Source organism: Clostridium pasteurianum, from assembly GCF_001705235.1.
Classification (GTDB): Bacteria; Bacillota; Clostridia; order Clostridiales; family Clostridiaceae; genus Clostridium_S; species Clostridium_S pasteurianum_A.
In genome coordinates this window covers 3,184,842-3,199,017 of sequence record NZ_MCGV01000001.1, presented here as the reverse complement: position 1 = coordinate 3,199,017, position 14,176 = coordinate 3,184,842, and the positions used below count along the sequence as shown (strand labels likewise).

Sequence of the window (14,176 nt, the reverse complement as noted above, 5' to 3'; positions counted from 1 at the left end):
ACTTACCTCCTACTTAACACTTTTTAATTACATAAAAATTAACTAGAACAAATTTAGTACATCTGGTATTTTATTGTTTCGATATCGTAATATTTCATATCCAATTCCACTTATTCCATTTCCAATAGATAAATTTTTAAAATAATTCATCTCATCAACTGGATAATTATTAGTAATAGTATAATATTGGACTAATTGTTTGAATTTTTTATCAAGTAAACTTTTTATTTCTTTATCTTCACTCTTAGTGTAACAACTTATTAAAATATCTAGTATACATATAATATTTTCATCAATTTCATTTTCATTTACTACTTTAAATACACATTGTTTTAAATTATAACGTTCTATATAGGTATTGTTTAAATTTATACTTAGACTCCTTATAATATTTCTATATTCTTCATTACTATACATTTTTAGTGATTCTAAATTATATATTTGTTCAAAATATTCACTATTAATCTTATTTATATAATCTAAATTAAAGCTAAACTGTTCATTAGGATATATATCTTTTATTAAATCAATACATTCCAGCAAATCGATTGTACTAATATGGCTATTATACTTTAGAGTAATTAATCCCTCTTGCAATAACTTAATTTCCAAATTATTTTTTAGTTTTAATATGGTTTTTTTCAATTCATAAGATTTATTAGTTTTATATAATTCTCCAATAATCTTAATAAACTTTATTGTATCTAGAAGATTTACTTTATTGTTAATTAATTCTTCATTTAAAATTTTTATAATATTGGATCTTAATGTTAAAACATCTTCATTATAGTTATTATCAAACGTTCTCTCTATAATATTTAAAAGATCTAATAAATCTTGTAGCTTGTTATTACTTATTGATAAACTAATAATTTTTTCATTAGAAAATACATTTCTTATTTTTTGAATATTTACGTCTAAACTATTATTCATATATAAATAATAATATATTCCTATTAGTCCCTTTTTAAATCCAAAGTCTAATTTTACATCACCATTTATTAAATTAGGACATATACATTCATCCTTATATTTTATAAAAAAGCTTTCTATTATACTATTTATATCATTCAACATAATATTTGAATTTATATAGCCATCATCTTTTAACAACGTCTTATTGAATTCATATAGGTTATTTTTCATCCTTGATTTTCTATTAATAACATTGCTACTATTGTTAAGTGATATATTAAGATAATCCAATTGCTTATTTAATTCATTTTTATTAAAATTAATAATCTTTTCTTTAACACGATTAAAAGCTGATTTCTCAAAATAATTTTTTATTATTTTTCCTTTTGAATCTATTAAGTCTTTACTTGTAGTAATCGTTCTAAATAAAGGTATATCATCCCTTATTAAATCTTCTATTTCAGAAGTTATACATCTTTTATCATCTAAATTGTATTCCCACATAAAATACAACATTTTTTCTAAACTAGCCATATCCATTGTATATTTAGGATGACTAGCATATTCTAATATTTTAAAATAATCATTTGTATTGCGAATTAATTGCCTTACACTTATACCTTGAAACATGTTTAATTGTTTCAAAAATTCAAATTTGTTTTCAATAATAAATTTACTTATCTCTGTAAAACCTTCTTCTATACAACTTTTATAATTTTCATAATTTACTTTTTCGCCATTTAATAAAGGTATATTATTTTTCGTTCCTACTTCAAAATCAATATATTCAAATTTGGGGTTATCTATATCTCCCACTAAACTTAAAATCTTATAAGGTAATTTTTGCTTTTTATTAGATAATGCACTTATATCAATACCTTTACCTTTTTCATCAGCAAGTCCTGTATTTGATGGTAAAAAACATGTATTAATAATTGAATCTTGATTTTTAATTATACTATAATAATCAAATATATCTCTTTTATTTAAAGGTATTGGCTGTGTAAAAATAGTTTCTAAATCTATTAAATATGGGAATTCTCCATTTGCTATAACATTCTCATAATGAAAATCATTTCCATTTAACTGATATACTATTCCTAAAAATTGACCTAATCGTTTATAATATCTTTTAATTTCTTGTTCTGTTTCACAAGTCTTTGATTCAATGTATTCTTCTATTGTATATTCTTCATTATAATAATTTTTAGGGATTTTAAATTTTTCACAATCACTTTTCTTATTTATCCATGCAACAATTTTATAAAAAGCTTTTGCCATAGCAAGTTTTTTAGGCTTATACACAAATTTTGTTTTGTTATTAAATTCGTATTGAATTACAAATTTTCCCTTTTCATGAGTATCTCCCATATTACCTTCTATATTGGTTATTATATTTCCTATTTCTATACCTAGAGTTGACTCTATAATTTCAAAATCTCTATCTATTCTATTAAAAGAACTTAAATAGTTTTCTAACAAATATTTTACCTTTGTAACTAATCGTTTTGCTATTACTGGATATTTACTAAAAAAATTTTCTATACCTTTTATATTTTTAAAATTACTTAAATTATAGTCCCTAAAATTTTTTTCTTCTTGATTATAGTATTCATAAATTACAGTTTTACTAGCAACATTGAATAAATTTGTTCCGATACTATTTAGCACTATATTAACTATATCTTGATGGATCTTAATATTATTATACTTAGATATTTGCTGCATCATTTGAACTTTACACCAATATATCATAATATTCAAAAAATACATTATAGATTCTTCATTATAGAAATTAAAATTATCACTTTTAGAATATTGTTGAATTATATTTTTATATAGTTCATACCATTTAGTAGAACTTATTTTTTTATAATCTATACTTATATTATTTTTATTTAACACGCTTGCAAATTCTTGTAAATTAATACCTTCTATTGATAATTTTTTTAACAAGTTATTATAACTTAATAAATTATCATTTTTAATCCAATCATTTATTACTTCATTTACTTGTTTTTCTTTTAATAAATTCCCTTTATAGATGTCTATTTTTTGCTCATTTGTTAATGTTTTAGCTAAGTTTAATTCCATTTTATTCCTCCTCCCATTGTTTATATTTAAAAATCACCTATAATTTTATTATAGGTGGTTTTTTAAATAGATAACTATTATTTATGTCTATGTGTAGTAGCATATACCGATGCTACTACTACTGGTGAATATGCTAGTGATAAACTTAAGCTAACTGCAACAGCAGAATTTGGAGTTACAGCTCCTTTATTTTTACCTCCTACTTCTTCAAAAGTTGGTCCTACCATTTTTAAAGCATCTTCATTTAACATAATAATTCCTCCTAATTTTTATTTTTGTAATTCTAGAATTTTTAAACTATATAGTCTATATATTATCCTCAAAATAAATTTAAGGTAATATTTCAATTTTTTTAATCTTAGTCTTAGCTTGTCCTTTAATGTGAACTGTATGTTAAAAACATTAATAACTTAAATTCATTTTTATTATAACATAATATTACATAAATTCAATATTAATAAATTTATGTAATTAAAGTTAATATTAGTATCTTTATGGTAATTTATTTGTAAAATATTGTGAGCATTATGAAATTGCATATTAAAGGATTGATTTTGTTACTATATTATCAAAAATAACTATTAATAATAACATTTCTATTGCAAGAACATCACTAATTTTATTTAGCCAGTGCATTATAAGCATTAATTACTCCATGTCCAAAATATTCTCTAGAATTTTGGGTATTAATTGACACAGCAGATTTATATATTATTTTTGCTACTTCTTTAGGTTTAATATTTCCATACTTACTTATAATAAGAGCAGCAACGGCAGACACTTTAGGTGCCGCTAAAGATGTTCCCTCTGTAAAAAAATATGAATTATTTAAATATGAACTAAGGCATAAGTTATAAATATTTTGAGGATTATTAATATTATTAATGTCAACTAATTCACCACCTGGAGCGGCTATATCTATAACATTTTGTCCATAATTAGAGTAACTTGCAATAGTATCATCTCTTTTAGATGCTGATACTGTAATTACATTTTTTGCTTCCCCTGGAAGCTCAATGCCTTCTCCTGCATATTTTAATCCTTGATCTTTAAATTCATTGTTTACATAGTTCACTATGTTTTGCGACTTTGAACAATCAATACCTTCATTCCCTACACTGGCAACTACAGTAACACCATGTTTTTCAGCATATCTTATAGCTTTTTTATATAACAAACATGATGCATTATTACCTTTGAAGTTGTATATTTTTTGTGTCTTGGGATCCTTAAATATGCACTTACCCTTTATAAAGAATCCGCCAAAACTTAAATTAAGAACCTTAACATTATCATTTACTGCATTAACTATAGCAGAAGCTGCTATTGAATCCGTAGTATCATTATCTTTATTAAAAATACGATAAGATTTAAAACCTGTATTAGGTGCTACACCCTTAATTCTTCCATTGCCAGCTATTGTACCTGCAACAAGTGTACCATGACCAACTCTATCTTCTATATCATTAGTATCTCCTGTTTCAGTTGAATCATTTTCAAAATTTTTAGGTACGAAGTTTTTACCACCCAAAAAATTTTTTTTCAAATCTGGATGAGTTGTATTTACTCCTGTATCTAGTATTCCAACAACTACATTATGATTTCCTGACTCTTCTAAAAAACTTTTGCCATTATCAGTCACTTCTTTAATATCCCATTGATAATAATTAAATAAGTCTGCTTCATCAGTATTATCAATTTTACCTGATTCATTAAAAGGTATGACTTTTAATTCATGAATCTTTATTACAGGATTGGGAGATATACTTTCTACAGTTGCATAACTTTTAATTTTTTCTATACATTCAGGAGAACACTTAACTTCTGAAGTACCTAACTCTGGAATTTTAGAAGTAACTTGCCCCCCTAGGTCTGTTATTAGTTTTTCCACATTAGGATCAATAGTATTATTGTTATATGTTATTATTAAATTTATATTGCCTGTAGAAATCTTTTGTGCAAAAGCGCGTATGTTAGTAGGTAAAAATACTAACAATATAAGATTGATAAATAAAAATATATGCCTTTTCTTCATTTAATTGCTTTTTCCCCCTTTTTTAATATTTTTGTTTTACTTTTTATGATATAATTTTCATTATTTTAAATTATATCATAAATATACAATAAATGTAATAGTGCTTTAAAATTATTGGATACTTATAAAGTTTTATAACTTCAACCTTCACATTTAATTTTTTGTATAAAAAAACTGCATATAAGCATAATTTGCCTATACACAGTTTGCTAGTATATTAACCTAAATAATTGTTGCCAAATAAAAAAATAGCAAAGACTAAAAATGTCTCTACTATCCTTATACACCAATTCTTTATGTAATGCTTTTTTAATAAATCATATTAAGTTAGTTGACCTGGTCTTTGACCCCACACTCGCCTGCTGGAAGTTTCGCTACCCGGAATTATCCTCTCACTACTAATACTCTCGCTTAAAAGCGGCAGGACTTACTTCTAAACCGCACCATGCTCATTAAAACTTTGTTTAACTTACGTGGATCGCTTTGCCTGCGACTGGCATCGACTTTCAACCACAAACCTAACTCAATATATATTAATATTATATACTACTTTTTGCAGCAGTCAAGACTATAACTTTTTTTGCCCCATTATTTATAAGTTCCCTTGAGCAAAAAAAGCTTGTAGCTCCTGTAGTAAAAACATCATCTATAAGTAGTATAATTTTATTTTCTATTTTATTTTTTCCCGCAAAGGCAAATGTTTTCTGCAAATTATTCCATCTCATTTCATCTGTAAGTCCTATTTGATCCTTAGTTTTAACACACTTTTTTATATAATCACTCAATGGTTTATTGCATTTTTCACAGATTTTCATAGCTAAAAATTTGCTTTGGTTAAATCCTCTTCTAGCTAAATCCTCTTTAATCATGGGCACAAAACTAATTTCATCAAATTGTATGGCATTTCTTTGAATCACATCATACATTAATCCTGCCAGAACCTCGCCACACATAAAATCCTTTCTGTACTTAAGTCTTATTATCATTTCTCTTATAACACTAGAATAATATGCAAGGCAATATACCTCAAATGAGATTTTACTTTTCTCAATAAAAGAACTATCATAGCAAAATTTTATTTTATTAAAACAATCTATACAAAGATTTTTATCATCGTATGTTTCAGTTTTACATACCGCACATTTACCATCATTAAAATATATTACACTTATTACAGCATTAAATATATATTTTAAATAGTTAATAATCCTTTCTCCCATGCCATCTTATTAAAATTTCTCGTTATACTTTTAGCCTTTTCCATAATTTCAGTCTCCTTATTGGCTATAAATATAACTTCTCCTCTCCTAGAAATTTCATTGTTACCAGTTCTTCCACAAAAATATACAAGAGATTTAAAACTAAATCTATTATCCTCATTAAAATATACCATTATGTTTACATCACTTTCAGGCTTACATACTTCATCAAATCTATCTGTTATAATTATTGACTCTTTTATATCTTTTAATACAATTTTATCACCACTTAAATGCTGGAGCACCTCTCCTTTAAATCCTAGTTTATAATTAGTTAAATATTGAAAAAAACTGTTCATTCTCTCTTCATCCTTAACAGGGATTATAGTGCTTCTCCTTGTACTCAAAGACCACTTTAAATAATCATAAACAACAAATGGCATATCATTATTTATATCAATTCTTGTAAGTATAATTCTAGGCTCAACAATTGGCATTCCATCATAATTTATAGGTATATTTATTTCTCTTCCCCTATCAAATATTGAGTCAACCGAATACGCTACAAACTTGCAAGAATGCAATTCAAACCTTCTAAGTAGCTCCCTTATCTCTAACCTATTATGTGTCGGAAAACTTCTTATATCATCATAAATTACGAGATTAAAATCATTTTCTATTTCAAAAGCATTATTATAATTGCATACTATAAAACTAGAATTAGAATACAGCTTTTTACCCCTATAATATACATAATGCTTAAATCCACTTTTCTTTATAAGTTTTATTATTTGAACTTCGCTTTCTTCTTCATCAGTTATGTATAGTACACTTCTACCTGTATTAATATAATCAATTATAGCGTCAACAAAAATTTCTGCTGTATTATATGGGGGCGAATTCACACTTATATACTTTTCTTTTCCATTAAGTAATTTTAAAAGAGTTTGAGATATTTTTCCGTATTCTTCTCTAATCTTCATATTTACTTTTTCCATTATATGCTACTCACCACTCTCTTCTTTTATTATATCCTCTATTCTCCATTTAAGTCCTGAATATCTCTCAAAACTTTTATCATTATCTATCATAAATTTAATTGCTTTAGGGAATCCAACTAAAACTACAAGTTGTTTTGCCCTTGTAATACCAGTATACAAAAGATTTCTATTCATTAAAAGTGGTGGACCCATAGTTAATGGAATTATAACAACTGGAAACTCACTTCCCTGACTTTTGTGAATAGTTATTGCGTACGCTAGTTCCAGCTCATCTAAATTAATTCTCTCGTATACAACTTCTTTCTCATTATCAAAAACAACTACTACATTATTATCCTCGTCTATATCACTTATAAAACCTATATCACCATTAAATACGCCTTCTCCAGCATTATCTCCCTCTCCAGCAATTCTGTTCCACTTGAGCATATAGTTATTCTTAATTTGCATAACTTTATCCCCAACTCTAAAAATATTTTCTCTAAACTTTATTTCGTTTTTACTTTTGCTATGTGGATTGAGAATATTTTGAAGATTAACATTTAAATTCATAACTCCAGCTATCCCCTTTTTCATTGGAGAAAGCACTTGTATGTCTCTTTTTGCTTCCCATTTACTGTTGAAGTGTGGAAGCCTTGTATGTACCAAACCTATAATAGTATTAGTTATTGCTTCTGCATTATCTTCTTTTATAAAATAAAAATCTTTTCCCTTTTTATTTATAAAAGGCATTTCACCGCTATTTATTCTATGAGCATTTACTATAATCATGCTTTCCTTTGCTTGCCTGAAAATTTCTTTTAGTCTAACAACCTTTACACACTTACTTTCAATTATATCCCTTAAAACATTTCCAGGTCCAACTGACGGAAGCTGATCTACATCTCCAACGATAATAAGTCTAGTTCCCATACCTATTGCTTTTAACAGGTTGTTCATCAAAGCTATATCAATCATTGATGCCTCATCAATTATTATAACATCACATTGAAGTGTACTCTCATTTGCACTATCAAAAAATACATCATCATCAAATCCAATGTCAAGCATTCTATGAATCGTTCTAGCTTCACGCCCAGTAGATTCTGACATTCTTTTTGCAGCTCTTCCTGTTGGTGCCGCCATAAATACCTTCATATTTAGTTCTTCGAATATATTTGTTATACATCTTATTATAGTAGTTTTACCTGTACCTGGACCACCGGTTATTACTTCTATGCCACTACAAAAAGCACCTTCAATAGCTTCTCTTTGTGATGGTGCAAACTTTATTTCATTTTCATTTTCAAATTTAGTAATTTTCTCATCTACATCATCACTTAAATCCTCATAATTGTCATATGCAAGACTTATTATTTTTCTAGTAACCCCTATTTCGCAATAATAATATTCCATTGTAAATGCGCAATTTTTGCCATCTATAATTTCAACCTTTATTTTTTGAGAAAGTGTACATTCATATATTGCCTTTTCAACATCTTCCTTTTTTACATTAAGAATATTTACTGAACTTTTTATTAGTTTATCCATTGGCATATATGTATTGCCTGAAGCACAGAATTCATTTATAACATAGCATACTCCACTTTCAATTCTAAATGGCGAATCTCCCTTTATTCCAAGGCTTCTAGCTATTTTATCTGCTGTTTTAAAGCCTATTCCAGATATCTCTTCTACTAATATATATGGATTTTCACGTACAACCTCTATAGCTTTAGCTTTATAATGATTATATATTTTTACACACTGCTTTGGCGTAACACCGTAATTCTGTAAAAAAATCATTATATTTCTAACTTCTCTTTGTGCTGTATATGATTCATATATTTTATCTATTTTCTTTTTACCTATTCCCTCTATTTCACTTAGTCTATATATATCGCTATCTAATATTTCAAGAGTTTGCTCTCCAAATTTTTCAACTATTTTTTTTGCTGTTACAGGTCCTATTCCATAAATAATTCCCGATGCTAAATATTTTTCTATTCCCAGTAATGAATTTGGTAAAACCTCTTCACAGTGATTAATTTTAAATTGTTTTCCAAATTGAGGATGAACACTCCATTCTCCAAAAACTTTTAATGATTGCCCTTCCATAACATAAGGTATACATCCCACAATGGTTATTTTATTTGCATCCTCGGATTTAGCATTTGCAACTACATATCCATTTTCTTCATTTTTAAATACAATGGATTCAATTACACAACGAAGCTCTGCCATACAAAATTTCTCCTCACTAATTTATTCACTAGGCCTTGTTTCTATAAGTTTTTTACACTCATTTAAAGCAAAGCTTCCTTAATCATCTTTAAACATAGTCTCTCAATACAATTATATATTAAAACCAACAAAAAAAAAGAGATACATTTTAATTATGTATCCCATTTTTGATTTTTAATTCTTGTAAAACACTTCCTGCAAGTGATTCCAATAAATAAAAAAAGAACATACATAGACTCAATTTACTCAGCTCTATGTATGTATATAAATATTTAATTTATATAATTAAATATTATTAGCAACTTCATATGCATCCCATATTGCATACATAATATTTGCTACACGTCTTGCATCTCCTACTATATATATATTATCAATTTCAAATTTCAGTTTCTCAAACAAAGATTTTTCTTCTTTATATCCAACTGCAAGAATAATATTGTCACACGAAACTTCCCTTACACCCTCTGCTAATTCAATAGTTAATTTACCATTTATATATCCTTTTGCTTTAGCATTTGTAATAACTTCTATATTATTGAATGGAATAAGCTTCTCAAGCATTTCACTGTTTGCATGGCAAAGTGGTCCATTTACAGCAAGTAACTTGTGAAGTGCTTCTACAATTATTACTTTCTTTCCCTTCTGCGCTAACCATAATGCTGTTTCGCAGCCAACAAGACCACCCCCAATAATAACATTTGTGTTGCCACATTCTTTAACTCCCGTAAGAACATCTGCAGCTGTATATACTTTACTATCGTCTCCCATTTTAAATATCTTTGGTGTAGAACCTGTAGCAATTACTACTACATCCGCCTTAATACTTTTAATCATTTCATCATCAATCCTAGTATTCAAATGAACCGGAACCTTTAAAAGCTCCAACTGATGTGTATACCAGTCTGCTAATGCAATATCATCCTCTTTAAAGTCTGGTGCACCACCTGGAATCAAATTTCCCCCAAGACAATTCCCTGCTTCATAAATTTCTGGTCTGTGTCCACGGAGTGATAATACTCGCGCTGCTTCACATCCTGCAACTCCTCCTCCAACAATCACAACCCTTTTACTCTTAATAATTGGTGTTAATGCTGTATATCTTTCACGACAAGCTTGAGGATTTACAGCACAATTTAAAGCAGAGTATTCCTGAATACGTCCCATGCACCCTTCTTGGCATGAAATGCATGGTCTAATTTCTTCTACTTTACCACAACGCAGCTTATTAACATAATCAGGATCAGCAAGCAGTGGTCTTCCAAGCGAAACCATATCACAAGCACCGTCTTCTAAAGCAGAAAGTGCTGTATCCGGATTATCCATACGGCCTGCACAAATAATAGGTACATCAACAGTCTTTTTCATTAATTTAGCATATGGTATATAAAGACCTTTTTTCTGATACATTGGCGGATGGCTCCAGAACCATGCATCATAAGATCCAACATCCACATCAAGGGCATCGTAGCCATAATTTACAAGTAATTTAGCTGCTTCAATACCTTCCTCAATATCACGTCCTTTTTCTTCAAATTCCTCTCCTGGAAGTGCACCATCTCGTAATTCTTTAATAAAGCTTTTAGGACTATAACGCAATGTTACTGGAAACTCATTCCCACAACGTCTCTTAATTTCTTCTACAATTTCTTTAGCAAAACGCAAACGATTTTCAAGGCTACCACCATATTCATCTGTACGATTATTAAACAATGCAATTGCGAATTGATCAATTAAATATCCCTCGTGAACTGCATGAATCTGAACACCGTCAAATCCTGCACGTTTTGCATTAAACGCACCATCTCCAAATGCTTTCACAATTTTCTGAATTTCATTAATTGTAAGCTCACGACAGGTCTTGTCTAACCAACGATGCTGAATTGGTGACGGAGCAACCGGTGGAAATTCACCAAGATTGGTAGGTATAGTAACACGTCCAAATCCACCTGACATTTGTAAAAACACCTTAGCATCATAAGCATGTATACGTTCCGTCATTTCACGGGCTGTACGTATAAATTGTACAGGATTATGCGTAGAGCATGGACAGTTTGGCATACCATGTTCTTCTATTGTATTTTCTACAAAAGTAACACCTGTTATAATTAAACCAGTTCCACCTTTTGCACGAGCGGTGTAATAATCAATTCCTCTTTGATTAAAGCCGCCTTCCGCATCTGCTAGCCCAAGTGGTCCCATAGGTGCCAATGCAAAACGATTCTTTATAGTAACAGATCCAATTTTAATTGGAGTAAATAGGTTTTTATATTTCATGTGGTTTCCTCCATATTCTATAACTATGAATTTTTTAAAATTATATATATTACGCAAAATCTTTATATTTATTTTACTTTTGATAAGATAAATTCCTTTGCTAATACTAGCGTTTCATCTAAAGCAGTTGTAAACCAGTGATCTTGACCTTCAATTAAATGTAATTGGCTATTATCATATACTTCATGATATTTTTTAGAAGCATTATAACTAACAATATTATCACCTGTACCATGAATAAGACATACAGGACCTTTGTATTTAGATGACATTTCATAAATCGGTAAACACTGCGCAATGCTAAAATATAAACTACTTAAGTGCTTGTCCCAAAAGTTAACATATTCAGGTATATTGTCAGGATCATATTGTGTACCCATTAATGTACCAATTATAGCATCATCCTTTAAAGTTGCAGCTGGTGCCATCTGTACGATACAATTAATCTCATTTGGATAACAACCAGCAATCATACCTGCAATCACGCCTCCCTGTGAATGTCCAAATATACTAATGTTTTCTACAAAATCAAGACTCTTTGTATAACGTAAAATTTCCCTAGCATCTTCAAGCTCATTCATTACAGTCATATCTTCAAATCTTCCTTCACTTTCACCATGTCCATTAAAATCAAATCTCACTGATGCAATACCATACTTAAGTAATTCTTGTGCCATATTAAAAACAACAGGTTTTTGACGATCATCAGTAAAACCATGCATGATAATAACAAGAGGACATTTCTCTCCTTCTTTAAGCTCGGGTTTTTCAAGTGTTCCTATTAAGTTTAAGCCTGCTCGTTTAATTTTTACAATTTCCATAATTCATCTACTCCTTAATATAAATTATTTACTAAACTACATTCTTACAATGTGTCCGATAGAAAGCTGGCGTCACACCTGTATTATTTTTGAATATTTTTATAAAATAACCTGGTTCATTAAATCCTAACCTTTCACTGATTTCCGTTACTGTCATATTAGTTTCTTCTAATAATTCTTTTGACCATGATATTTTTAATCTTGTAACAAATGAAGAATAGCTTTCACCAACTTCTTTTGTAAAAAGTCTGCTTAAATATGCCGAACTAACGTGACAATATTCTGCCATTTTAGTAAGTGATATGAACTCTCCTTTATTTGAATTGATATAATTGAGTGCGTTTGCAACAATACTATTTGATGTAATCTCCTTCTCTTTTTTTACGTTTATAAATTCTGAATTAGGAATATCTTTCAATTCAAATTTTTTATCAATATTATTTATACTATAGTCATTAATTTTCATCTGCAATAAGTTATCTTTACTATAATCATAATCTTTGTATATAGTTTCTTTGATGATATATTCGAAGAAATTATATAGCATTTTTACAACTCTTTCTAATTCTTTAAAGGAGATAATTGGAATTAATTCATAATATGCAGCTAAATCCTTTTTTTTATTTTCGGCTTCAATCTTATTTCTATGGGTGTAAATATGTTCTAATTTATTAACGATATAACTATCTGAATCTGAAAGTCTGATTTGTCCTACCATTACTGCGCCTAAATAGTTATCGTTTACAATTAACGGAATTGCAATATCAATAATAGAAAAGTGACATCTATAAATATACGGCTGATTGCTTCTAAATCCTTCTAGGCCACCCCTTGCATCACATTTTTGACAGAACTCCCCCATCACAGCATCGCTTCGTATCTTTTTACAGAACTCACAGCAGCCACTATGTGTAGTTACAGGTTTTCCACAATGATCAACGGTTACAATAGCCATTCCAGTTGCTCCAGCTATAGATTGCTGAAGCCTTTCCCAATGCTCCATATTCAAAATACTATTCATCGCATTCACTTTTTTCATTATCTGCACCTTCTTAAACATCTTTTTTGTTTTTCATAGGCACTAAAATAATTGGTTCTTTCCCTTTCAAATCCATCTTGCTATTTAAAGAACCAACCATTCTCGAGAACATTTCAATAAATTCAATTGGTACATCCTTACCAATTTCGAACATTCCCGAAAACAGTTCCATCGCAATTTGCTCAGAATATTCTTTATAAATATGTCTACCTTTATCAGTAACCTTTAAAATAACATCTTTACGATTCCCTTGAATATGAAATTTATCCAAGAGTCCTTTATCTACTAGCTTTTTCACTAATTTAGTAAATGTGCTAGCTGTGAGACCCAATTGTACGGCAATCTCAGCCATCTTTTCATTTAAGTCTTCATTTTCAAGCAAATGTTCTATGATCTGAATTTGCAGAAAAGAATACTTAATATCCATACCCAAAATCTCTTTGTTATATAGTTGCGAATATCCGTTAGCAAACCAAATTATCTCTTTTACTAGTTTTCTATACTCTCCCAGCCATTCCAGTTTCATAAGATCCCTCCATTTGCTTTCCACTAGAAACAATTTTGTTTCTAGT

10 protein-coding genes are annotated in these 14,176 nt (G+C 28.7%); all 10 read right to left on the bottom strand.

The window, feature by feature from the left end:
- Positions 1 to 42 precede the first annotated feature (42 nt).
- The 10 genes from BEE63_RS14390 to BEE63_RS14350 all read right to left on the bottom strand — a co-directional run bounded on the left by BEE63_RS14390 (position 43) and on the right by BEE63_RS14350 (position 14,130).
- On the bottom strand, positions 43 to 3,009 hold the full coding sequence (locus tag BEE63_RS14390; protein WP_066022049.1) for a type 2 lanthipeptide synthetase LanM family protein: 2,967 nt from the start codon (positions 3,007 to 3,009) through the stop codon (positions 43 to 45).
- Between the two features lie 77 nt (positions 3,010 to 3,086).
- Complete coding sequence (locus BEE63_RS21750) at positions 3,087 to 3,260, bottom strand: hypothetical protein (RefSeq protein WP_157797115.1); 174 nt, start codon at positions 3,258 to 3,260, stop codon at positions 3,087 to 3,089.
- Between the two features lie 368 nt (positions 3,261 to 3,628).
- A complete protein-coding gene (locus BEE63_RS14385) occupies positions 3,629 to 5,044 on the bottom strand; it encodes a S8 family serine peptidase (protein ID WP_066022048.1) in 1,416 nt (471 codons plus the stop codon).
- A 539-nt stretch (positions 5,045 to 5,583) separates the two neighbouring features.
- A complete protein-coding gene (locus BEE63_RS14380) occupies positions 5,584 to 6,264 on the bottom strand; it encodes a ComF family protein (protein ID WP_066022047.1) in 681 nt (226 codons plus the stop codon).
- A complete protein-coding gene (locus BEE63_RS14375; RefSeq protein WP_066022046.1) occupies positions 6,237 to 7,241 on the bottom strand; it encodes a hypothetical protein in 1,005 nt (334 codons plus the stop codon). Before BEE63_RS14375 ends, BEE63_RS14380 begins: the two co-directional genes overlap by 28 nt.
- A 6-nt stretch (positions 7,242 to 7,247) precedes the next feature.
- Positions 7,248 to 9,467 carry an SF1B family DNA helicase RecD2 gene (gene recD2 / locus BEE63_RS14370; protein WP_066022045.1) on the bottom strand — a complete coding sequence of 740 codons (2,220 nt, stop codon included), beginning with the start codon at positions 9,465 to 9,467 and terminating at the stop codon, positions 7,248 to 7,250.
- A gap of 285 nt (positions 9,468 to 9,752) precedes the next feature.
- Complete coding sequence (locus BEE63_RS14365; RefSeq protein ID WP_066022044.1) at positions 9,753 to 11,744, bottom strand: FAD-dependent oxidoreductase; 1,992 nt, start codon at positions 11,742 to 11,744, stop codon at positions 9,753 to 9,755.
- 68 nt (positions 11,745 to 11,812) lie between these two features.
- Entirely contained in the window at positions 11,813 to 12,565 is a 753-nt protein-coding gene (locus BEE63_RS14360; RefSeq protein ID WP_066022043.1) for an alpha/beta hydrolase family protein, read from the bottom strand.
- Positions 12,566 to 12,596: 31 nt separating this feature from the next.
- The gene (locus BEE63_RS14355) at positions 12,597 to 13,604 is read right to left on the bottom strand and encodes a PocR ligand-binding domain-containing protein (RefSeq protein WP_175400850.1); all 1,008 of its coding nucleotides are present in this window, start codon (positions 13,602 to 13,604) and stop codon (positions 12,597 to 12,599) included.
- 13 nt (positions 13,605 to 13,617) lie between these two features.
- The gene (locus BEE63_RS14350; protein WP_066022042.1) at positions 13,618 to 14,130 is read right to left on the bottom strand and encodes a MarR family winged helix-turn-helix transcriptional regulator; all 513 of its coding nucleotides are present in this window, start codon (positions 14,128 to 14,130) and stop codon (positions 13,618 to 13,620) included.
- Between the last annotated feature and the right edge of the window lie 46 nt (positions 14,131 to 14,176).

Bases quoted from the DNA above. Each gene is read 5' to 3' on its own strand.
- BEE63_RS14390 (WP_066022049.1), bottom strand. From the start codon at position 3,009: ATGGAATTAAACTTAGCTAAAACATTAACAAATGAGCAAAAAATAGAC.
- BEE63_RS21750 (WP_157797115.1), bottom strand. From the start codon at position 3,260: ATGTTAAATGAAGATGCTTTAAAAATGGTAGGACCAACTTTTGAAGAA.
- BEE63_RS14385 (WP_066022048.1), bottom strand. From the start codon at position 5,044: ATGAAGAAAAGGCATATATTTTTATTTATCAATCTTATATTGTTAGTA.
- BEE63_RS14380 (WP_066022047.1), bottom strand. From the start codon at position 6,264: ATGGGAGAAAGGATTATTAACTATTTAAAATATATATTTAATGCTGTA.
- BEE63_RS14375 (WP_066022046.1), bottom strand. From the start codon at position 7,241: ATGGAAAAAGTAAATATGAAGATTAGAGAAGAATACGGAAAAATATCT.
- recD2 (WP_066022045.1), bottom strand. From the start codon at position 9,467: ATGGCAGAGCTTCGTTGTGTAATTGAATCCATTGTATTTAAAAATGAA.
- BEE63_RS14365 (WP_066022044.1), bottom strand. From the start codon at position 11,744: ATGAAATATAAAAACCTATTTACTCCAATTAAAATTGGATCTGTTACT.
- BEE63_RS14360 (WP_066022043.1), bottom strand. From the start codon at position 12,565: ATGGAAATTGTAAAAATTAAACGAGCAGGCTTAAACTTAATAGGAACA.
- BEE63_RS14355 (WP_175400850.1), bottom strand. From the start codon at position 13,604: ATGAAAAAAGTGAATGCGATGAATAGTATTTTGAATATGGAGCATTGG.
- BEE63_RS14350 (WP_066022042.1), bottom strand. From the start codon at position 14,130: ATGAAACTGGAATGGCTGGGAGAGTATAGAAAACTAGTAAAAGAGATA.